At 69.7% G+C, this 21,641-nt stretch carries 19 protein-coding genes; 16 read left to right on the forward strand and 3 right to left on the reverse strand.

Features of this window, described 5'->3' with window-relative positions:
- Positions 1-10: 10 nt before the first annotated feature.
- From hisG to AC1DB1_RS06350, 16 genes are all read left to right on the forward strand, one after another.
- Positions 11-850 (forward strand): ATP phosphoribosyltransferase, encoded by an 840-nt coding sequence (gene hisG / locus AC1DB1_RS06275; RefSeq protein WP_271178790.1) that lies wholly within the window; start codon positions 11-13, stop codon positions 848-850.
- The gene (gene hisF, locus AC1DB1_RS06280) at positions 850-1,614 is read left to right on the forward strand and encodes an imidazole glycerol phosphate synthase subunit HisF (protein WP_477200170.1); all 765 of its coding nucleotides are present in this window, start codon (positions 850-852) and stop codon (positions 1,612-1,614) included. Before hisG ends, hisF begins: the two co-directional genes overlap by 1 nt.
- A complete protein-coding gene (gene hisI / locus AC1DB1_RS06285; RefSeq protein WP_477200171.1) occupies positions 1,611-1,991 on the forward strand; it encodes a phosphoribosyl-AMP cyclohydrolase in 381 nt (126 codons plus the stop codon). The genes hisF and hisI overlap by 4 nt, the downstream gene beginning before the upstream one ends.
- Positions 1,988-3,529 (forward strand): anthranilate synthase component I, encoded by a 1,542-nt coding sequence (locus AC1DB1_RS06290; RefSeq protein ID WP_477200172.1) that lies wholly within the window; start codon positions 1,988-1,990, stop codon positions 3,527-3,529. Before hisI ends, AC1DB1_RS06290 begins: the two co-directional genes overlap by 4 nt.
- Positions 3,519-4,286: a Trp biosynthesis-associated membrane protein gene (locus tag AC1DB1_RS06295; RefSeq protein WP_477200173.1), complete on the forward strand. Its 768-nt coding sequence runs from the start codon at positions 3,519-3,521 to the stop codon at positions 4,284-4,286. Before AC1DB1_RS06290 ends, AC1DB1_RS06295 begins: the two co-directional genes overlap by 11 nt.
- 116 nt (positions 4,287-4,402) lie before the next feature.
- Complete coding sequence (locus tag AC1DB1_RS06300; protein WP_271178785.1) at positions 4,403-4,633, forward strand: DUF6704 family protein; 231 nt, start codon at positions 4,403-4,405, stop codon at positions 4,631-4,633.
- Between the two features lie 3 nt (positions 4,634-4,636).
- Positions 4,637-5,407, forward strand: a complete 771-nt coding sequence (gene trpC / locus AC1DB1_RS06305) for an indole-3-glycerol phosphate synthase TrpC (protein ID WP_477200174.1) — start codon at positions 4,637-4,639, stop codon at positions 5,405-5,407.
- Entirely contained in the window at positions 5,407-6,654 is a 1,248-nt protein-coding gene (gene trpB / locus AC1DB1_RS06310) for a tryptophan synthase subunit beta (RefSeq protein ID WP_477200175.1), read from the forward strand. The genes trpC and trpB overlap by 1 nt, the downstream gene beginning before the upstream one ends.
- The gene (gene trpA, locus AC1DB1_RS06315) at positions 6,651-7,457 is read left to right on the forward strand and encodes a tryptophan synthase subunit alpha (RefSeq protein ID WP_477200176.1); all 807 of its coding nucleotides are present in this window, start codon (positions 6,651-6,653) and stop codon (positions 7,455-7,457) included. The genes trpB and trpA overlap by 4 nt, the downstream gene beginning before the upstream one ends.
- Positions 7,458-7,529: 72 nt before the next feature.
- On the forward strand, positions 7,530-8,513 hold the full coding sequence (gene lgt / locus AC1DB1_RS06320) for a prolipoprotein diacylglyceryl transferase (RefSeq protein ID WP_271178781.1): 984 nt from the start codon (positions 7,530-7,532) through the stop codon (positions 8,511-8,513).
- 150 nt (positions 8,514-8,663) lie between these two features.
- Positions 8,664-13,241 carry a glutamate synthase large subunit gene (gltB, locus tag AC1DB1_RS06325; RefSeq protein ID WP_271178780.1) on the forward strand — a complete coding sequence of 1,526 codons (4,578 nt, stop codon included), beginning with the start codon at positions 8,664-8,666 and terminating at the stop codon, positions 13,239-13,241.
- Positions 13,234-14,691 (forward strand): glutamate synthase subunit beta, encoded by a 1,458-nt coding sequence (locus AC1DB1_RS06330; protein ID WP_271178779.1) that lies wholly within the window; start codon positions 13,234-13,236, stop codon positions 14,689-14,691. Before gltB ends, AC1DB1_RS06330 begins: the two co-directional genes overlap by 8 nt.
- A 103-nt stretch (positions 14,692-14,794) precedes the next feature.
- Positions 14,795-16,210: a pyruvate kinase gene (gene pyk, locus AC1DB1_RS06335; RefSeq protein ID WP_271178778.1), complete on the forward strand. Its 1,416-nt coding sequence runs from the start codon at positions 14,795-14,797 to the stop codon at positions 16,208-16,210.
- Between the two features lie 163 nt (positions 16,211-16,373).
- On the forward strand, positions 16,374-17,450 hold the full coding sequence (locus AC1DB1_RS06340; protein WP_477200177.1) for a LolA family protein: 1,077 nt from the start codon (positions 16,374-16,376) through the stop codon (positions 17,448-17,450).
- A complete protein-coding gene (locus tag AC1DB1_RS06345) occupies positions 17,447-18,391 on the forward strand; it encodes an ABC transporter ATP-binding protein (protein ID WP_477200178.1) in 945 nt (314 codons plus the stop codon). Before AC1DB1_RS06340 ends, AC1DB1_RS06345 begins: the two co-directional genes overlap by 4 nt.
- Positions 18,378-19,259, forward strand: a complete 882-nt coding sequence (locus AC1DB1_RS06350) for an ABC transporter permease (protein WP_477200179.1) — start codon at positions 18,378-18,380, stop codon at positions 19,257-19,259. Before AC1DB1_RS06345 ends, AC1DB1_RS06350 begins: the two co-directional genes overlap by 14 nt.
- A 6-nt stretch (positions 19,260-19,265) precedes the next feature.
- On the opposite strand, the gene AC1DB1_RS06355 is transcribed toward AC1DB1_RS06350, so the two are convergent.
- The 3 genes from AC1DB1_RS06355 to AC1DB1_RS06365 are packed head-to-tail and all read right to left on the reverse strand — an operon-like array spanning position 19,266 to position 21,631.
- Complete coding sequence (locus AC1DB1_RS06355) at positions 19,266-20,165, reverse strand: EamA family transporter (RefSeq protein ID WP_477200180.1); 900 nt, start codon at positions 20,163-20,165, stop codon at positions 19,266-19,268.
- A gap of 17 nt (positions 20,166-20,182) precedes the next feature.
- Positions 20,183-20,773 (reverse strand): N-acetyltransferase family protein, encoded by a 591-nt coding sequence (locus tag AC1DB1_RS06360; RefSeq protein WP_477200181.1) that lies wholly within the window; start codon positions 20,771-20,773, stop codon positions 20,183-20,185.
- Positions 20,774-20,782: 9 nt separating this feature from the next.
- Positions 20,783-21,631, reverse strand: coding sequence for an alpha/beta fold hydrolase (locus AC1DB1_RS06365; RefSeq protein ID WP_477200182.1), 849 nt, complete (start codon positions 21,629-21,631; stop codon positions 20,783-20,785).
- Positions 21,632-21,641 lie beyond the last annotated feature (10 nt).

Here is a 21,641-nt window from a genome sequence, read left to right on the forward strand (position 1 = left end):
AGACCCAACAATGCTGAAGATCGCCGTTCCCAACAAGGGTTCCCTCTCCGAGACCGCGGCGCAGATGCTGTCGGAGGCGGGCTACCACGGCCGCCGCGACCCCAAAGAGCTCATCGTCTCCGACCCGCGCAACGATGTCGAGTTCTTCTATCTGCGCCCCCGCGACATCGCCACCTACGTCGGCAGCGGTGCTCTCGACGTGGGCATCACCGGCCGCGACCTGCTGCTCGACTCCGGCTCTTCCGCCGCGGAGATCGCCGCACTCGACTTCGCCGCCTCCACCTTCCGGTTCGCCGGCCCGACCGGCCTTCTCACCGACCTCGCCGACCTCGAGGGAAAGCGGGTCGCGACCAGCTATCCCGGGCTCGTCGGCGACTTCCTCGCCGACAAGGGCATCGACTCGACGCTCATCAAGCTCGACGGCGCCGTGGAGTCGGCCGTGCGCCTCGGCGTCGCGGATGCGGTGGCCGACGTGGTCGAGACCGGCGCCACCCTGCGCAAGCAGGGCCTCGAGATCTTCGGCCCGGTCATCCTCGAGTCGGAGGCCGTGCTCATCTCGTCGGCCGCTCCGGCCCCCGGTGTCGACACACTGCTCCGGCGGCTCCAGGGCGTGATGGTCGCCCGCCAGTACGTGCTGGTCGATTACAACCTGCCCGTCGCTCTGCTGGAGCGCGCGGTCGCACTCACCCCCGGTGTCGAGTCGCCCACCGTCTCGCCGCTCGGCGAGCCCGACTGGGTGGCCGTGCGCGTGATGATCAAGCGCGAGAGCACCAACCACACCATGGATGCGCTCTACGAGCTGGGCGCACGCGCCATCCTGGTCACCTCGATCCACGCGGCGCGCATCTGATGAGCGTCGCGGTCAGGGTGATCCCGTGTCTCGACGTGGCCGCCGGCCGCGTAGTCAAGGGTGTCAACTTCCAGAATCTGCGTGACGCGGGAGACCCGGTCGAGCTCGCCCGCTCGTACTACGAGCAGGGCGCCGACGAGCTGACCTTCCTCGATGTCACGGCGACGGTCGACAACCGCTCGACGACCTACGACGTCGTGCGCGCCACGGCCGAGCAGGTCTTCATCCCGCTTACGGTCGGCGGTGGCGTGCGCAGCACCGAGGACGTCTCGCGGCTGCTCGCCAGCGGCGCCGACAAGGTCGGGGTCAACTCCGCGGCGATCGCGCGTCCCGCCCTGGTGGCCGAGATCGCCGACCGCTTCGGCGCGCAGGTGCTCGTGCTCTCGCTCGACGTCAAGCGCTCGGCCGCGACGCCGTCGGGTTTCGTCGTCACGACGCACGGCGGGCGCACCGAGACCGAGCTCGACGCGCTCGAGTGGGCGTCGACCGCCATTGAGCTCGGCGCGGGGGAGCTGCTCGTCAACTCCATCGACGCCGACGGAACCAAAGAGGGGTTCGACACCGAGCTCATCGCGTTGATGCGCGGCATCAGCAGCGTCCCGGTCATCGCGTCCGGCGGCGCCGGGGCGGTCACCGACTTCGTCCCGGCCATCGAGGCCGGCGCCGATGCGGTGCTCGCGGCGAGCGTCTTCCACTCGGGCGAGATGACGATCGGCGACGTCAAAGAGGAATTGGTCAAAGCCGGCCTGGAGGTCAGATCATGAGCGCGGTCGACAGCGCGATCGTGGAGCGCATCACGTTCAACAGCGACGGGCTCGTGCCCGCGATCATCCAGCAGTGGGACACGCGCGAGGTGCTCATGATGGGCTGGATGGACGCCGAGGCGTTCCGTCGCACCATGACGGAGGGTCGGGTGACCTTCTGGTCGCGGTCGCGTCAGGAGTACTGGCGCAAGGGCGACACCTCCGGCCACGCCCAGTACGTCAAGGCCGCGGCGCTCGACTGCGACGGCGATACGCTCTTGGTGACCGTCGAGCAGATCGGCGCCGCCTGCCACACCGGCACGCGCACCTGCTTCGACGGCGATCAGCTGGCACCGGCCGTCGGTGCGGCACCCGTCGGCGCATCGGAGGCCCCGTGATCGCCACCGCATCCGGCTCGACCGCCCGCACCGACTTCTCCGCGCTCCTCGCCGACCACCGCGTCGTGCCCGTCGTGCGCGAGCTGTTCGCCGACGGTGAGACCCCGGTCGGCATCTACCGCAAGCTCGCCGCCAACCGGCCAGGCACCTTCCTGCTGGAGTCCGCCGAGCAGGGCGGAATCTGGTCGCGCTTCTCCTTCGTCGGTGTGTCGTCCTTCGGCGTGCTCACCCAGGAGCAGGATGCGGTCCGCTGGCTCGACTACGGGCTGCCGGCGGAGCGCGCCCTCGGCACCGCGGCGGAGCTTCCGCCCCTCGAAGCCCTCGCGGCGCTCTACGCCCGCTGGCAGACGCCGCGGATCGACGGACTCCCCCCGCTGACCGGCGGCCTCGTCGGGTTCATCGGCTGGGAGGCCATCCGGCAGATCGAGCGCCTTCCGCACCAGCCGCCCGCCGACTTCGACGTGCCGGGGCAGGCTCTCGCCTTCAGCGCGGACCTCGTGGTGATCGACCACCGCTTCGGCACGGTCACGCTCATCGCCAATGTGCTCAACGACGGCGTCGACGACGCCGACACACTGTGGCACGAAGCTCAGCGACGACTCGATGCGATGCAGAACGGGCTCGCGCAGCCGTCGGAGGCCTGGCTCGCCGAGGTCGACCTGGCGACGCCGGCCGATCCCGTCTCGCGCACGCGGCGCGAGGACTTCCTCGCCTCCGTGGTCACCGCCAAGGAGCGGATCGTCGACGGCGACATCTTCCAGGTCGTCATCTCGCAGCGCTTCGAGCTGGAATGCTCCGCGCATCCGCTCGATGTCTACCGGGTGCTCCGCAGTCTCAATCCGAGCCCGTACATGTATCTGCTCGCCCTCGAGCGCCCGGATGGCGGCGCGTACTCGATCGTCGGGTCGTCACCGGAGGCGCTGTTCAAGGTCCAGAACGGGCGCGCGTTCACGCATCCGATCGCCGGATCCAAGCCGCGCGGGGCGACCCCGGAGGAGGACCTCGACCTCGAGGCGACGCTCCTCGGAGACGACAAGGAGCGCGCTGAGCACCTGATGCTCGTCGATCTCGCCCGCAACGACCTGCTGAAGGTCTGCGAGGCAGGATCGGTCGAGGTGACCGAATTCATGCGCGTCGAGCGGTTCAGCCACATCATGCACATCGTGTCGTCGGTCGAGGGCGACCTGCTTCCGACGGCGACGGCGATCGACGTGTTCCGGGCGACGTTCCCCGCCGGGACGCTCTCCGGCGCCCCCAAGCCGCGCGCTCTCGAGATCATCGACGAGCTCGAACCGGCGCAGCGCGGTGTCTACGGCGGCGTGATCGGCTACTTCGGATTCGCGGGCGACGCCGACCTCGCGATCGCCATCCGCACGGCGACCATCATGGACGGCGTCGCGCGGGTGCAGGCCGGGGGAGGCCTCGTGGCCGACTCGATCCCCGAGAGCGAGTTCCAGGAGTCGCAGAACAAGGCGGCCGCACCGCTCCGTGCGGTCGCGGTCGCGAACGCGATGAGGCGGGTGCAGGGTGACGGCTGACACAGCCGAGGCTGGCGAGCCGACGCCGCGGCGCGTCTCGCGCCGTGCGAAGTACGTCACACTGCTGGCACTTGTGGTCGGCAGCGGGCTGACCCTGCTCGCCTCGACGCAGACCTGGTTCACCGTGCACCTGACGTCGGCGGCCGACAGCGGAGCGGCGATCACCGTCGCGGGCTCTGCCGCCGCGCCCGCGCTCACCGCGCTCTCGCTCGCCGGCCTCGCCCTGACCGCCGCGCTGGCGATCGCAGGGCCGATCTTCCGCGTCGTGCTCGCTCTGCTGGGCATCCTGCTGGGCGTCAGCGTGCTCATCTCTGCCGGAAGCGCGCTGGGCGACCCGCTGCGATCGGCCTCCGCGGCCATCACGACGGCGACCGGCGTCGCGGGGAACGCGTCCCTCCACCGGATGGTCGAGCGCATCGACGCGGGGATCTGGCCGACCGTCGCGATCATCGGCGGCGCGATCCTCGTGCTCGCGTCCGCGGCCGTCGTGGTCACGACCCGGCTCTGGCCCGGGCCCTCGAAGCGTTACCAGACGCGGTTCGAAGACCCGGATGCGGCGACCACCGCCACGGCGACCGGCGCGGCGATCCCTGCGACGACGGGTGTCACCTCAGAGGTCTCGGACGACGACGAGGCCAGAGCCCTCGCGGAGGCCGAGCAGCAGGGCGACGGCGAGACGCCGGCGGCACCGCTCGAGCGCGATCAGGCCATCGACAGCTGGGACGAGCTCAGCCGCGGCGAGGACCCGACGCGCTGAGTCGCAGGACGGCCCGGCGTGCGAGCGCCTCGGCGCATCTGGCTAGACTTGACGAGTACCCCATCGATCCACCCGTGCGCCGTCATCCGGCGGTGCACCTCACGAGCAGGAGTCCCATGAGCACCGAGTCAGTCGAGCCAGGTCACGGTCACTCGCCGGCGGCGTGGACGGCCGTCATCATCATGCTGGTCGCCTTCACCATCGGTGCCGTCGCGTTCTTCTTCGACGCGCCGATCGTCGTCTGGGCTGCCGCAGGGCTCGCCATCATCGGTCTCCTCGTCGGCTGGTTCATGAAGCGCGCCGGCTACGGGGTCGGTGGAACCAAATACCAGCCGAAAGGCCACTGACGCGTGCTCGCCGACCTCGTCGCCGGCGCGCGCGAAGACGCTGAACGCCGCAAGGCCGAGCGTCCGCTGAGCGTCGTCGAGGCGGCCGCCGCCGAGCGCGCCCCCGCACTCGACGCCCTGGCCGCCCTCTCGCCGGCCGCACGCATCAAGATCATCGCCGAGGTGAAGCGCGCCAGTCCGTCGCGCGGCGCCCTCGCCGAGATCGCCGATCCGGCCGCACTCGCCGTCTCCTACGAGACGGGTGGCGCCAGCGCGATCAGCGTGCTCACGGAAGAGCGCCGTTTCCGCGGCTCGCTCGCCGACCTCGAAGCGGTGCGAGCAGCGGTGTCGATCCCGGTGCTGCGCAAGGAGTTCATCTCCGACCCGTACCAGGTGTTCGAGGCGCGTGCAGCCGGCGCGGATCTCGTGCTGCTCATCGTGGCGGCACTCGAGCAGCGCGAGCTGGTCTCGTTGCACGAGCTCATCACGTCGCTCGGCATGACCGCTCTCGTCGAGGCGCACACCGCCGACGAACTCAGCCGTGCTCTGGACACCGGGGCCGGCCTGGTGGGCATCAACGCCCGCAACCTCTCCACATTCGAACTGGACCGCGATCTGTTCGGCACATTGGCCGACCGCATCCCGTCCGGTGTCATCCGCGTCGCGGAGTCGGCTGTCACCTCGGCCGCCGACGTCGCGCACTATCGGGCTGCGGGCGCGGATGTCGTGCTCGTGGGCGAGGCGCTCGTCACGAGCGACCCTGTCGCAACGCTCGAAGAATTCCTGGTGGTCTGATGTCCAACCCCTCCGACGGTTCGCGCCGAACCGACCCCTCCCTGCGCGCGCAGACGGGCCCGTACTTCGGCGAGTTCGGTGGACGCTTCGTCCCCGAGTCGCTCATCGCCGCGCTCGACGAGCTGTCGGTGGCGTGGGAGGAGGCGAAGGCCGACCCCGCGTTCCACGCGGAGCTCGACGAGCTCAACCGCTCGTACACCGGCCGACCGTCGCTCATCACCGAGGTGCCGCGGTTCGCCGCGAACGCCGGCGGCGCGCGCATCATCCTCAAGCGCGAAGACCTGAACCACACCGGCTCGCACAAGATCAACAACGTGCTCGGCCAGGCCATCCTGACCAAGCGCATCGGCAAGACCCGCGTCATCGCCGAGACCGGCGCCGGTCAGCACGGCGTCGCGACCGCGACGGCCGCCGCCCTGTTCGGTCTCAAGTGCACCATCTACATGGGTGAGGTCGACACCGAGCGCCAGGCGCTCAACGTCGCCAGGATGCGCCTGCTCGGCGCCGAGGTCGTCGCGGTGACGACCGGCTCCCGCACCCTCAAAGACGCGATCAACGACGCGATGCGCGACTGGGTCACGAACGTCGAGGACACCAACTACATCTTCGGCACCGTGGCCGGGCCGCATCCGTTCCCCGCGATGGTGCGCGACCTGCAGAAGATCATCGGCGAGGAGGCGCGCCAGCAGGTGCTCGACCTCACCGGCCGGCTGCCCGACGCCGTCGTGGCCTGCGTCGGCGGCGGCTCGAACGCGATGGGCATCTTCCACGCGTTCCTCGACGACGAAGACGTGCGGCTCGTCGGCTACGAGGCCGGCGGGGAGGGCGCCGAGACGCCCCGCCACGCGGCCACGATCACCAAGGGGCGCCCCGGCGTGCTCCACGGGGCGCGCAGCATGCTGCTGCAGGACGAGGACGGCCAGACCATCGAGTCCCACTCGATCTCGGCCGGACTCGACTATCCGGGTGTCGGGCCCGAGCACTCGTGGCTCGCGTCCATCGGCCGCGCCAGCTATCTGCCCATCTCGGACGCCGAGGCGATGGATGCCCTCCGCCTGCTCAGCCGCACCGAGGGCATCATCCCGGCGATCGAATCGTCGCACGCCCTCGCGGGCGCCCTCAAGCTCGGCGCCGAACTGGGCCCGGATGCGATCATCCTGGTGAACCTCAGCGGCCGCGGTGACAAAGACATGGAGACCGCCGGACGGTACTTCGACCTGATCGATCAGGGAGCGGTGCAGTCGTGAGCGGAACCTCGGTCGAGAGCCGCGTCGCGAGCACGATCGCGCGCCGCAACGCCGAAGCCGCGGGTGCGCTGATCGGTTACCTGCCCGCCGGCTTCCCCGACCTGCAGACCAGCATCGACGCGGCGGTGGCGATCGCGCGCAACGGCGTCGACATCATCGAGCTCGGCCTGCCGTACTCCGACCCCGTGATGGACGGCGCTGTCATCCAGGCCGCGACGCAGCGGGCCCTCTCCAACGGGTTCCGGCTGCGCGACGGCTTCACCGCCGTTCGCGAGATCACGGCGGCGGTCGACGTGCCGGTGCTGGTGATGACCTACTGGAACCCCGTCGTGCAGTACGGCGTCGAGCGCTTCGCCGACGATCTGCTCGCGGCAGGGGGAGCGGGACTCATCACGCCCGACCTCATCCCCGACGAGGGGGCCGACTGGCTCGCCGCGTCGGAGCGCACCGGTCTCGACCGCGTCTTCCTGGCGGCCCCGTCGTCGACCGAGGCGCGGCTGCGCCAGGCCGTCGAGGCGAGTCGCGGGTTCGTCTACGCCGTGTCGACGATGGGCATCACGGGTGCCCGCAGCGACGTCGACAGTGCGGCCCGCTCGCTGGTCGCCCGGCTGCGCGAGGCCGGCTCGACGAGCGCGTGCGTCGGGCTCGGCATCTCGAGCGCCGTGCAGGTGGCCGAGGTGCTGGAGTACGCCGACGGTGCGATCGTCGGCTCCGCGCTGGTCAAGGCGCTGGCAGATGACGGCGTCGACGGCGTCGCCCGGGTCGCGGCCGCTCTGGCCGACGGCACCGCGAAAGCAAAATAGACTATGGTGGCCGCGCGCACGTTCCGCGCGGTCTGATCAACACGAAAGGTGAGTCATCGGGTGTTTGCGACGATGAGCAGCTGGTACGCGAGCATTCCGAGCCCCGGACCGGAGTGGCAGCAGATTCCCCTGCCCTTCTGGCCGTACCGCATCACCACCTATGCGCTGATCATCCTCGTCGGCATCGTCGTCGCCGCGATCTGGACCTCGCGCCGCCTCACCAAGCGCGGCGGTGAGCCCGGTGTGGTGCTCGACATCATCCTGTGGGCGGTTCCCCTCGGCATCATCGGAGCGCGGCTCTACCACGTCATCACGCACCCGGGGGACTACTTCTACCCCGGCGCCGAGCTCTGGAAGGTCGTCGCGATCTGGGACGGCGGCAACGCCATCTTCGGCTCGCTGATCGGCGGGGCCATCGGCGCCTGGATCGGCTGCCGCTGGACGGGCATCCGGTTCTGGTCGTTCGCCGACGTGCTCGCCCCCGCACTGCTGCTCGCCCAGGCGATCGGCCGGCTCGGCAACTACTTCAACCAGGAGCTGTTCGGCCTGCCGACCAACGTTCCCTGGGGCCTGCAGATCGACGCGGGCAACAAGGCGATCCCCGTCGGCCTGCCCGACAACACGCTGTTCCAGCCGCTGTTCCTCTACGAGATCATCTGGAACGTCATCGGCATCGTCGTCATCCTGTGGCTCGAGCGCAAGTTCAAGCTCCGCTGGGGCAAGACCTTCGCCGTCTACCTCATCTGGTACGGGCTCGGCCGCTCGTACCTCGAGTCGATCCGCATCGACCCGAGCGAGTTCTCGATCCTCGGCATCCAGAGCAATGTCTGGGCCGCGTTCCTGGCGGTCGTGCTCGGCGTCGTCCTGTTCATCGTGCAGACCCGCAGGCACCCCGGCCTCGAGCCCGGCGTGTACGTGACGGGTCGTGAATGGCATAAGCCGGATGCTGAGGTAGACTCTGACGACACCGATTCGGACGATGAGGATGAGGGCGACGATGCCGCCACGCCGAACGAACCGGGCGCAGCCAAAGCCACAAGCTCACTCGGCTCGTAAAAGTCCACCTGTCGAGGCGATCTAAGAAAGCACCTCTCACCGCACCTCCACCGGGCAGCACACACGCTGCCGAGAGCGTCGGAACCCTCCCCAGTCCCCGGGCCGATGGTGTCCCCCCGCAATTACGTATCAACGTGAGGACGGTCGAAGATGGCGCTTACGCCTCCCCACTCCCGCTTCAGCACGACCCCGGTCAAGCAGGGCCTGTACGACCCTGCCTTCGAGAAGGACGCGTGCGGCCTGGCCATGGTCGCGACGCTCCGCGGCACCGCCGGGCACGACATCATCGATGCCGCGCTCAACGCGCTGCGCAACCTGGAGCACCGCGGGGCCGTCGGCTCCGACGCCGGCACGGGTGACGGAGCCGGCATCATCACCCAGGTGCCGGATGCCTTCCTGCGCGCCGTCTCCGGGCTCGAGCTGCCCGGCGCCGGTCGCTACGCCGTCGGCAACGTCTTCCTCCCCATCGAGCAGGGCGAGCGCGCCGCCGTCAAGGCTGCGATCGAGGCCATCGCGATCGAGCAGGAGCTCACGGTCATCGGCTGGCGCGAGGTCCCCGTGCGCCCCGACGAGATCGGCAACCTGGCGCGTGGCGCTATGCCCGCCATCGAGCAGCTGTTCGTGTCGAGCACGCGCACCGGCACCGACGACGAGCCGGTCGGCGGCATCCTGCTCGACCGTCAGACCTTCTTCCTGCGCAAGCGCGTCGAGCGGGAGCTCGACGTCTACTTCACCTCGTTGTCGAGCCGCACGCTCGTCTACAAGGGCATGGTCACGACGCTCCAGCTGGAGCCGTTCTACCCCGACCTGTCCGACCAGCGCTTCGCCTCGAAGCTGGCACTCGTGCACTCGCGCTACTCCACGAACACCTTCCCGTCGTGGCCGCTCGCGCAGCCGTTCCGGATGATCGCGCACAACGGCGAGATCAACACGGTGCAGGGCAACCGCAACTGGATGCGCGCCCGCCAGTCGCAGCTCGAGAGCGAGCTGCTCGGCGACCTCGCGCCGGTGCTGCCGATCGTCACGCCAGGGGCGAGCGACTCGGCGTCGTTCGACGAGGTCGTGGAGCTGCTCTCGCTCTCCGGTCGCTCGCTTCCGCACGCCGTGATGATGATGGTGCCCGAGGCCTGGGAGAACCAGACCGAGATCGATCCTGTGCGCCGCAACTTCTACGAGTACAACTCGATGCTGATGGAGCCGTGGGACGGCCCCGCCGCGATCGTCTTCACCGACGGCACGCTGGTCGGCGCGACCCTCGACCGCAACGGCCTGCGCCCCGGCCGGTACGTCGTGACCAACGACGGACTCGTCGTGCTGGCCAGCGAGATCGGCGTGCTCGACATCGAGCCGAGCCGCGTCGTGCGCAAGGGCCGCCTGCAGCCGGGCCGCATGTTCCTGGTCGACACGGCGGAGGGCCGCCTGATCGAGGACGACGAGATCAAGTCGGAGCTCGCCGCCGGAGCGCCGTACGGCGACTGGCTCGACGAGGGCCGCATCAACCTCAAGGACCTGCCGGAGCGCGAGCACATCGTGCACACCCCGGCGTCGATCACCCGCCGCCAGCGCACCTTCGGCTACACCGAAGAAGAGGTGCGCATCCTGCTGAAGCCGATGGCGACGACGGGAGCGGAGCCGCTCGGCGCCATGGGCTCGGACACGCCCGTCGCCGTGCTCTCCGACCGGCCGCGGCTGCTCTTCGACTACTTCGCCCAGCAGTTCGCGCAGGTGACCAACCCGCCGCTCGACTCGATCCGCGAAGAGGTCGTCACCTCGCTCAAGCTGGGCCTCGGCCCGGAGCGCAACCTGCTCTCCGCCGGCCCGGAGCACGCACGCCAGGTCGTCCTCGACTTCCCGGTGATCGACAACGACGAGCTGGCCAAGATCCAGCACATCGACCCCCGCCCGGGGAGCCGGCTGACCACGACGGTGAAGGGCCTGTACCGCATCGAGTCGGGTGCCGACGCGATGGAGAAGCGTCTCGCCGAGATGTGCGACGAGGTGGACGAGGCGATCGAGGCCGGCGCGCAGTTCATCGTGCTGAGCGACCGCGACTCCACCAAAGACCTGGCGCCGATCCCGTCGTTGCTGATGCTCGCCGCTGTGCACCACCACCTCATCCGTGCGGAGAACCGCATGAAGGTGGGGCTCATCGTCGAGGCCGGTGACGTGCGCGAGGTGCACCACGTCGCGCTCCTCATCGGCTACGGCGCGTCGGCCATCAACCCGTACCTCGCGATGGAGACCTGCGAGGAGCTCGTCCGCAGTGGCCTGATCACCGGGGTCACCCCGGAGAAGGCCGTCAAGAACGTGATCAAGGCGCTCGGCAAGGGCGTGCTCAAGATCATGTCGAAGATGGGCATCTCGACGGTGTCGTCGTACGCGGGCGCCCAGGCGTTCGAGGCCGTCGGCCTCAGCCAGGAGGTCGTCGACCTCTACTTCACGGGCACCACGACGAAGCTCGGCGGCGTCGGCATCGACGTCATCGGCATCGAGAACATGGCGCGCCACACCAGCGCGTACCCGGCGGAGGGCGCGGCGCTCGCGCACGAGCGGCTGGCGACCGGCGGCGAGTACCAGTGGCGCCGTGACGGCGCGCCGCACCTCTTCAACCCGGAGACGGTGTTCCGCCTGCAGCACTCGACCCGCACCCGCCGGTACGACATCTTCAAGGAGTACACCGGCGCAGTCGACGACCAGGCCGAGACCCTGATGACGCTGCGCGGCATGTTCAAGCTGCAGACCGGCGTCCGGCCCCCGGTCCCTCTGGACGAGGTCGAGTCGGTCGAGTCGATCGTGAAGCGGTTCTCCACCGGCGCGATGAGCTACGGGTCGATCTCCAAGGAGGCGCACGAGAACCTCGCGATCGCGATGAACCGTCTCGGCGCGAAGTCGAACACGGGAGAAGGCGGCGAGGACCTCGACCGCCTGCTCGACCCGGAGCGCCGCAGCGCGATCAAGCAGGTCGCATCCGGTCGCTTCGGCGTCACGTCGATGTACCTCACCCACGCGGACGACATCCAGATCAAGCTCGCCCAGGGCGCCAAGCCCGGCGAGGGTGGCCAGCTGCCGCCGACCAAGGTGTACCCGTGGGTCGCCCGCACCCGTCACGCGACGGCCGGTGTCGGCCTGATCTCGCCGCCCCCGCACCACGACATCTACTCGATCGAAGACCTCAAGCAGCTCATCTTCGACCTGAAGCGCGCGAACCCGGATGCCCGTGTGCACGTCAAGCTCGTGAGCGAGTCCGGCATCGGAGCGGTCGCGGCGGGCGTCGCCAAGGCCCTCGCCGATGTCGTGCTCGTCTCCGGGCACGACGGCGGAACCGGCGCCTCGCCGGTCAACTCGCTCAAGCACGCGGGTACGCCGTGGGAACTCGGCCTCGCCGAGACCCAGCAGACGCTGATGCTCAACGGGATGCGCGACCGCGTGGTCGTGCAGGTCGACGGTCAGCTCAAGACCGGCCGTGACGTCATCGTCGGCGCGCTGCTCGGCGCTGAGGAGTTCGGCTTCGCCACGGCGCCGCTGGTCGTCTCCGGCTGCATCATGATGCGCGTCTGCCATCTCGACACCTGCCCTGTCGGCGTCGCGACCCAGAACCCGGAGCTCCGCTCGCGGTTCTCCGGCAAGCCCGAGTTCGTGGTGAACTTCTTCGAGTTCATCGCGCAGGAGGTCCGGGAGTACCTGGCCGAGCTGGGCTTCCGCAGCCTCGACGAGGCGATCGGCCACAGCGAGCTGCTCGACGTCAACGGCGCGGTCGACCACTGGAAGGCGTCGGGCCTCGACCTGGCGCCGATCCTGCGCGGACCGGACTTCCCGGAGGACGCGCCGCGCAAGAACGCGCGCCAGCAGGACCACGAGCTCGACAAGCACTTCGACAACCAGCTCATCGAGCGCAGCGCCGACGTGCTCGCGAAGGGCGGCCACATCGCGATCGACCTGCCGATCCGCAACACGGAGCGGGCGGTGGGGACGATGCTCGGGCACGAGGTGACGGTGCGTCACGGCGAGAACGGCCTGCCGACCGGCTCGATCGAGATCAGCCTCACGGGCTCCGCAGGGCAGTCGCTCGGCGCCTTCCTGCCGAGCGGCATCACGCTGCGGCTCGAAGGCGACACCAACGACTACGTCGGCAAGGGCCTCTCGGGCGGCCAGATCGTGATCCGGCCCGACAAGAACAGCGTGTTCCCGGCGGAGCGCAACGTCATCGCGGGCAACGTGATCGGCTACGGCGCCACCCAGGGGAGCATGTTCATCCGCGGCATCGTGGGGGAGCGGTTCCTGGTGCGCAACTCCGGAGCGACCGCGGTCGTCGAAGGCGTCGGCGACCACGCGCTGGAGTACATGACCGGTGGGCTCGCCGTCATCCTGGGCGGTACGGGCCGCAACCTGGGTGCGGGCATGTCCGGCGGAACGGCCTACGTGTACGAGCTCGACGAGGACCGGGTCAACCGCGACTCGCTCGCCAGCGGCGAGCTGGAGCTGCTGCCGCTCGGCAGCGCCGACGTGGAGATCGTGCGCGACCTCCTCGAGCGGCACGTGGCGGAGACCGACTCGGCACTCGCCGCCGAGCTGCTCTCGAACTTCGACGAGACCGTCGCGAAATTCGTCAAGGTGCTGCCGCGCGACTACGCGGCCGTGCTTCAGATGCGTCAAACCGCCGTCGACGAGGGTCTCGACCCCGACGGGGACATCGTATGGAACAGAATTCTGGAGGTGACCGGTGGCTGACCCGAAGGGCTTCCTCAAAGTTACGGAGCGCGAGCTCCCCAAGCGCCGCCCGGTCTCCGTGCGCCTCATGGACTGGAAAGAGGTCTACGAGGCCGGCGACCCGGCGCAGTTGCGCCGTCAGGCCGGGCGTTGCATGGACTGCGGCGTGCCGTTCTGCCATCAGGGCTGCCCGCTGGGCAACCTGATCCCCGAGTGGAATGACCTCATGTGGCGCGGCGAGGGTCGTCAGGCCATCGAGCGTCTGCACGCGACCAACAACTTCCCGGAGTTCACCGGCCGGCTGTGCCCGGCGCCCTGCGAGTCGTCGTGCGTTCTCGGCATCAACCAGCCGGCGGTGACGATCAAGCAGGTCGAGGTCTCGATCATCGACCAGGCGTGGCAGAACGGATGGGTGCAGCCGCATCCGCCGGAGCGCCTCACGGGCAAGACGGTCGCCGTCGTCGGTTCCGGTCCTGCCGGTCTCGCCGCGGCCCAGCAGCTCACGCGTGCCGGGCACACCGTCGCCGTCTATGAGCGGGACGACCGCATCGGCGGCCTGCTCCGCTACGGCATCCCCGACTTCAAGATGGAGAAGAAGCACCTCGAGGCGCGTCTGAACCAGATGATGGCCGAGGGCACGCGGTTCCGCGCCGGTGTGAACATCGGCGTGGACATCACGTGGGACGACCTGCGTGCCCGGTACGACGCCGTCGTGGTGGCGACCGGAGCCATGGTGCCCCGCGACCTCCCCATCCCGGGGCGCGACCTCAGCGGCGTGCACTTCGCGATGGAGTACCTCGTCCAGCAGAACAAGGCGGGGGCCGGTGACCAGGTCGCCGACCAGATCACCGCCGAGGGCAAGCATGTCGTCGTTCTCGGCGGAGGCGACACCGGTGCCGACTGCATCGGGACGGCGCACCGCCAGGGTGCGGCCAGTGTCACCAACCTCGCCATCGGCACGCAGCCGCCGAGCGAACGCCCCGCACACCAGCCCTGGCCGACTACGCCCACGCTCTTCGAAGTTCAGAGCGCGCACGAAGAAGGTGGCCACCGCGAGTTCCTCGCCTCGACCGTCGAGTTCCTCGCGAACGAGTACGGCGAGGTGCGGGCGATCCGCGTCGCGGAGACCGAGTACCTCGACGGCCGTCGTGTCCCGAAGGCCGGCACCGAGCGCGAGATCCCGGCCGACCTGGTCCTCCTCGCCCTCGGATTCACCGGTCCGGAGTCCGAGGACCTCGGCAACCAGCTCGAGGTCCCGTTCGACCAGCGCGGCAATGTGCAGCGCGACGGCGACTACCAGACCAGCCAGCCGGGCGTGTTCGTCGCCGGCGACGCGGGCCGCGGTCAGTCGCTCATCGTGTGGGCTATCGCAGAAGGCCGTGCAGCGGCGGCCTCCGTTGACCGGTATCTTGAAGGGGAGACGCAGCTGCCGTCCCCGATCCGACCTACAGACCGGGGCATCCTGGTCTGAGTCGGCTTACGAACGAGCTGTTGGACGCGCGTGCGGAACCGCCGTGCACGTCATCACCGAATCGAGCGCCCAGAGCGCAGAATCACGGAGCAAGAAGAAAAGTATGAGAAGGGCGAAAATCGTCGCGACCCTCGGGCCCGCGACCTCGAGCTATGAGAACATCCGCGCGATCATCGACGCGGGTGTGGACGTTGCTCGAATGAACCTGAGCCACGGAAGCTACGACGTCCACGAGGGTGTCTACGCGAACGTGCGCAAGGCCGCTGACGACGCCGGCAAGCCGGTCGCCGTTCTGGTCGACCTCCAGGGCCCGAAGATCCGTCTCGGCAAGTTCGAGGCGGGTCCCTACGAGCTCCACGAAGGTGACATCTTCAAGATCACCATCGAAGACATCATCGGCACCAAGGAGATCTCCTCCACGACGTTCAAGGGCCTGCCCCAGGACGTCAAGGCCGGGGACTTCCTGCTGATCGACGACGGCAAGGTGCGCGTGCGCGTGCTCGAGACCGACGGAACCGTCGTGACCACCGAGGTGATCGTCGGCGGCCCGGTCTCGAACAACAAGGGCATCAACCTCCCGGGCGTCGCGGTCAACGTGCCTGCGCTGTCCGAGAAGGACGAGGCGGACCTCCGCTGGGGCCTCAAGCTCGGCGCCGACCTGATCGCGCTCTCGTTCGTCCGCAGCGCGGCCGACATCGAGCGCGTGCACGAGATCATGGCAGAAGAGGGTCGCAAGCTCCCCGTCGTCGCCAAGGTCGAGAAGCCGCAGGCGGTCGACAACCTCGAGGAGATCATCGAGGCGTTCGACGCCATCATGGTCGCCCGTGGCGACCTCGGCGTCGAACTCCCGCTCGAGGCCGTGCCGATCGTGCAGAAGCGCGCGGTCGAGCTCGCCCGTCGCGCAGCCAAGCCGGTCATCGTCGCCACGCAGATGCTCGAGTCGATGATCTCCAGCCCGGTCCCCACCCGTGCAGAGACCTCCGATGTCGCCAACGCCGTCCTCGACGGTGCTGACGCCGTGATGCTCAGCGGCGAGACCAGCGTCGGCGAGTACCCGGTGATCACCGTGCAGACCATGGCGCGCATCGTCAGCTCGACGGAGGAGCACGGTCTCGACCGCATCGCTCCGCTCGGCACCCGCCCGCGCACGCAGAGCGGTGCGATCACGCTCGCCGCGGTCGAGGTCGCCGACTTCGTCGAGGCCAAGTACCTCTGCGTGTTCACCGAGTCGGGCGAGTCGGCGCGTCGTATGTCGCGTCTGCGCAGCAAGATCCCCATCCTCGCGTTCACGCCGGAGGAGTCGATCCGCCGTCGCATGTCGCTGAACTGGGGCGTCGAGTCGTTCGTCGTCTCGCGCGTCACCCACACCGACCAGATGGTCGCGCAGGTCGACGAGGCGCTGAAGTCGACGGGCCGCGCCGAGAACGGCGACAAGGTCATCATCATCTCGGGTTCCCCTCCCGGAATCCCCGGAACCACCAACGACATCCGCGTGCACCGCGTGGGCGACGTCCTCTGAGACGCCCCCGCACCGGATGACAGAACGGCCCCCGAGCGATCGGGGGCCGTTCTTCGTCTCCGCCTGCGGCATCACCGTCGCCCGGCGCAGTGCGGACCGGTTCCCACGGAGTTCGCAGCAACCGAGGGGTTCACGCACGCATGACCGGCGTAGTCTCGATCCCATGAAACGTCGCTGGGTCCGTTGGTTGCCGGCAGCCGTGATCCCGGCTGCGATCGCTGCGGGAGCGCTCATCGCCCCGATGGCCGCTGGAGCCGCCGACCTGCCGTCGAAGACTCCGTCGGATGTGCTGAAGCTCGTCGCAGCCAGCGACGTCCGCGCTTTCTCCGGCACCATCGAGCAGAGTTCCGACCTCGGGCTGCCGTCGATGCCGAGTGTGAGCGGCGGCGGGGCCGCCTCCAGCTCGTCGTCCGACGCATCCGACGCACTGGAACTGCTCACCGGGTCGCACACCGCCAAGGTCTACGCGGACGGGCCGACGAAGGCGCGCGTTCAGGTGCTCGACCAGCTCGCTGAGCGTGACGTCGTCAGAAACGGCTCCGATGTCTGGCTGTACACCTCCACGGGCACGAAGGTGACCCACGTCACCTTGCCGAGCCGCACGGCCGAGAAGACGACGCCGGATGCCTCGACCACCACGCCTGCCCAGCTCGCCCAGCGCTTCCTGGCCGCTGTCGACGACAGCACAGCGGTCACCCTCGGCGACAACACGAAGGTCGCCGGCCGTGACGCCTACGACCTGGTGCTGACTCCACGCACGTCGGCGACCCTCGTCGGCTCCGTCTCGATCGCGGTGGACGGCGCCACCGGCGTCCCCCTCAGCGTGCAGGTGGATGCGCGGGGACAGTCCACGCCGGCCTTCGAGGTCGCGTTCAGCACGTTCGACCCGTCTGCTCCCTCTGCCGACGTGTTCGCCTTCACCCCGCCGGCCGGAGCCACGGTGACCGAGCAGACGCTCCCGGCCCCCGGCTCCCACGCGAGGGCGTCCGACAAAGCGAAAGCCGCTGATCACCCCGAGCCGGTCGTGAGCGGTTCCGGCTGGAGCAGCATCGTCACCGCGTCCGTCGGCGCCGTGCCGGCATCGGTGACCTCGTCGCCGCTGTTCGCCCAGCTGACGACCGCCGTTCCCGGTGGCCGCGCCTTCAGCACGTCCCTCGTCTCGGTGCTGCTCACCGACGACGGCCGCGTCCTCGCGGGCGCCGTTCCGGTGTCGGCCCTCGAAGCCGCCGCCGCCAAGTGACGCAACCCGACGCCGCGATCGCGACGAGCGACCTCTCCAAGAGGTTCGGGTCGCGTACGGTCGTCGACGGGCTCGACCTGCTCGTACCGCGCGGCGCCGTCTTCGGCTTCCTCGGCCCCAACGGCTCGGGCAAGACGACCACCATCCGCATGCTGCTGGGGCTGGTCAACGCGACGGCCGGCGACATCCGGCTGCTCGGCGAGACCATGCCCGCCCGCGGTGCGCACGTGCTGCCCCGCGTGGGCGCCCTCGTCGAGGGCCCCGCCTTCGCCCCGTACCTCTCCGGAACGGCGAACCTGCTGCGCCGCGACACCGCCGATCGGTACGCGCCTCCGGCGACGCGGCGCGCGAGGGTGGCCGCGGCGCTGGAGCGTGTCGGCCTCTCGCACGCAGCGGGTCGCAATGTACGGGCGTACTCGCTGGGCATGAAGCAGCGGCTCGGCATCGCGGGAGCGCTGCTGACCGACCGCGATCTGCTCGTGCTCGACGAGCCGACCAACGGGCTCGACCCGCAGGGCACCAGGGAGGTGCGCTCGCTCATCCGGTCGCTGGCCGACGAAGGGACCACCGTCTTCGTCTCCAGCCACCTGCTGGCCGAGATCGAGCAGATCTGCACGCACGCGGCCATCATGCGCACCGGGCGACTGGTCGCCCAGGGATCCCTCGACGAGCTGCGCGGCGCCGGGATTCCGCGGGTCCGCCTGGAGACGCCGGATCCGGCGGCGGCGGTCGAAGTGTTCACCCGCCTCGGGCTCGCCGACGCCGCAGCGGAGGGCGGTGTGGTCGACGCTTCCCTTCCCGATGCCGGCCCGTCCGCAGAGAGCCTCGTCGCCGCGCTTGTCGCCGCCGATGTGCGGGTCCGCGGCTTCGCCGTGCACGGTTCGACCCTCGAGGAACGCTTCGTCGCGCTGACCGGGGAGGGATTCGATGTCGAGCAGTGAGGCGGCCGTCTCGGGCTCCGAGGCCTTCACGGCGCAGGGACGACCGCGACCGTCGGCCGGCTGGTCGCTGCTCTGGTCGGAGCTCTGGGTGCTCTTCCGGCGCTGGCGTACGTGGGCGATGCTCGCCGCACTGGCGGCGGTGCCCATCCTGATCGCGGTCGCCGTACGCGTGCGCGGGGGCCCCGACGCCGGTCGCGGCCCCGCCTTCCTCGACCAGATCACCGCGAACGGCCTGTTCGTCGGGTTCACCGCTCTCGTGGTGTGCGTTCCGCTCTTCCTGCCCCTGACCGTCGGCGTCGTGGCGGGCGACACGATCGCGGGCGAGGCCAGCCACGGCACCCTGCGCTACCTGGTGATCGCGCCGGCGGGGCGCATCCGGTTGCTCGCGGTGAAGTACGCGGGCGCCGCGGTGTTCTGCATCGTCGCGACCCTGGTCGTCATCCTCGCCGGGTCGGCGATCGGCGCCATCCTGTTCCCGATCGGTCCGGTGACGCTGCTCTCGGGCACCGTGGTGAGCCTGGGAGACGCCTTCCTGCGGCTGCTGGCGATCGCGGCCTACGTGACCGTCTCGCTGCTCGGTCTGTGCGCGATCGGCCTGTTCCTCTCGACCCTGACCGATGTCCCTGTCGGGGCCATGGCGGCCACGATCGTTCTGTCGGTGGTCTCGCAGGTGCTCGACCAGCTGCCGCAGCTCGACGCCATCCACCCCTGGCTGTTCAGCCACTACTGGTTCGGATTCGCCGACCTGCTGCGCCAGCCCATCTCCTGGGATTCCTTCGGCAGCAACGCCGTGCTGCAGCTCGGCTACATCGCGGTCTTCGGTGCGCTCGCGGTCGGCCGATTCACGACGAAGGACATCCTCTCGTAGCGTCGGCTAAGGAATGGTCTCGGCGGTTCCCTCGAGGTCGGAGCGCGGATGCTCGCGCTGCGTTGCGATCGTGACGCCGGCGGCGAGGCAGACGATCACGATTCCGGCGAGCTGCACTGCTGAGAAGTGCTCGTGCAGCACCAGCACGCCGAACATCGTCGCGATCACCGGCCCGAAGCTGGTGATGACCGCGTACAGGCGCGGCGGGATGCGCCGCAGGATGAAGGTGTCGAGGCTGTACGGGATGGCGGAGGAGAGGATGCCGGCCGCGACCAGCAGCCCGACCACGGTCCAGTCGAGCCGCGAGTAGTCGACGATGATCAGCGCGATGGGCAGCAGGACGACGGTGGCGACCACGCTCGCGACGCTGAGGCCCTCCAGTCCGGGCAGACGCAGCGCGACGCGCCGGGTGAGCAGGATGTAGGCGGCCCACGACGCGGCGGCGGTCAGAGCGAGCACGACGCCGATCGGGTCGATCGCCCCTTCCGTTCCGGTGAGGAGCACGACGCCTCCGGCTGCGACGACCGCGCAGAGCACATCGAGCACTCGGCGCGACCCGGCGAGGGCGAGGGCGAACGGTCCGAGGAACTCGATGGTCGCCGCGATGCCGAGCCCGAGGCGTCCGACCGCTTCGTAGAAGCTCAGATTCATCGAGACCAGCACGAGCCCGAGCAGCAGAGCCGGCCAGAGCCGTCGCCAGGTCAGCTCGGCGCGCTTCGGGCGGTAGAACGGAAGCACGGCGATCGCCGTGATCACCTGCCGCACCGCCACGACCACCACGGAACCGACGATCGGGATGAGCAGCCCGGCGATCGAGGAGCCGAAATTGATGCTGACCTCGGTGCCGACCTGGGTTCCCGCCCCGATCAGCGTCCGGCGTGCAGGACGGTCGGGTGCGGAGCTCACCCGTCGAGCTTACGGGGTCACTGCGCCGCCGGATGCGCTGTCAGGCGCATGATCGCGCGGGTCGCCGAGGGGCGACGCACCACGTCGAATCCGGCGGAGCGGAAGAGCGAGACGGTGCCGTGAAACCGCTCGGCGCTCGAGAGCCCCGGTCGCACCTCGGTGTCGACGGGATACCCCTCGATGACGTCAGCTCCGTGTTCGCCGGCGAAGGAGACGGCCCCATCGAGCAGCGCGTGCGCGACGCCGCGCTTGCGGAAGCCGTCGCGCACCACGAAGCAGGTGACCGCCCACGGGTCGGGCGGGTCGTCGGGAAGGCGCTTGGTGATCGGTGATCGTGCGAGACCCGGGTAGGCGGAGAACGGCTCGACTGCCGCCCAGCCGACGGGCTCGCCCTCGATCCACGCGATCACGCCGGGCGCGGGGTCCGTCGTGATGGACGTGTGCAGCCGGTCGGCCTTCTGCTCCCGTGGCAGCTCGCGATACTGCGTTCCCGTCAGCTTGAACCACTGGCACCAGCATCCGGACGGGTCGCCCCGCTCGCCGAAGACGCGCTCGAGTTCGGGCCACAGTTCGTCGCGCACGGGTTCGACGGTGATCGAGTCAGCCATACGCACAATTTAGCGGGCGTGCAGGGCACCGGCCAGTAGGGTCGGATGCTCGACGTGGCCGAAGTGCCCGGTCGCCGGCACCGCGATCGCACGGTACTGGGGGATGATCCCGGTAAGCAGTTCGTCGTCGTTCCGGCCGACGAAGACGTCACGGTCGCCGTGCAGGCCGACCACCGGGCACCGGATGCGCGACCAGCGCTCCTCCGCCGGGTAGTCGTGCGCGCACTGCATCGCGCGCACGAACGCTCCCGGCCGCAGGTCGCGGGCGAGCTCGTGCACCGCCCTGCGATCGGTGCGGGCGAAGAGCGGCGCGGCGAGGATCGTGAGCACGCCGGACCGGTCGAGCGCCCGCACGAAGCGCGCGGCGAACGGCCCGAGCAGGAGGAGCAGCCGGATGCCCTGCAGCAGTCCCACGAGCAGTGGATAGTGCACCAACCGCATGAACGCGGAGAGCCGGTCGCCCCGGCCGCCCAGCGTCGTGGCCGAGACGAGGAGCACCGATTCCGTGGCCACCGGCTCGGCGGCGGCGAGTTCGAGGGCGATGAACCCGCCGAGGGAGTGACCGACCACGCGCCAGTGTTCGTAGCCGAGCGCACGGGCGACCGTCGCGACCGAGGCTGCGAGGGTCTGAGCATCCACGCGGGAGAGGTCGTCGGCGGGGGAGTCGCCCCAGCCGGGGAGATCGGGAACGACGAGGTCGGCCACCGCGCCTCCGGTCTCGGCCGCAGCGATCGCTGCGCGCCACGTGGTCCAGGACCCGGCCGCGCCGTGGAGCAGGATGGTCGCCGTGCCGGATTCGCGCACGCCGTGGCGTACAGCCACGCAGCCGAGCGAGGTGTCGATGAACGTTCTCTCCATAGTCGTTGTT

The sequence above is a fragment of the Leifsonia sp. 10N434 genome, assembly GCF_056394405.1.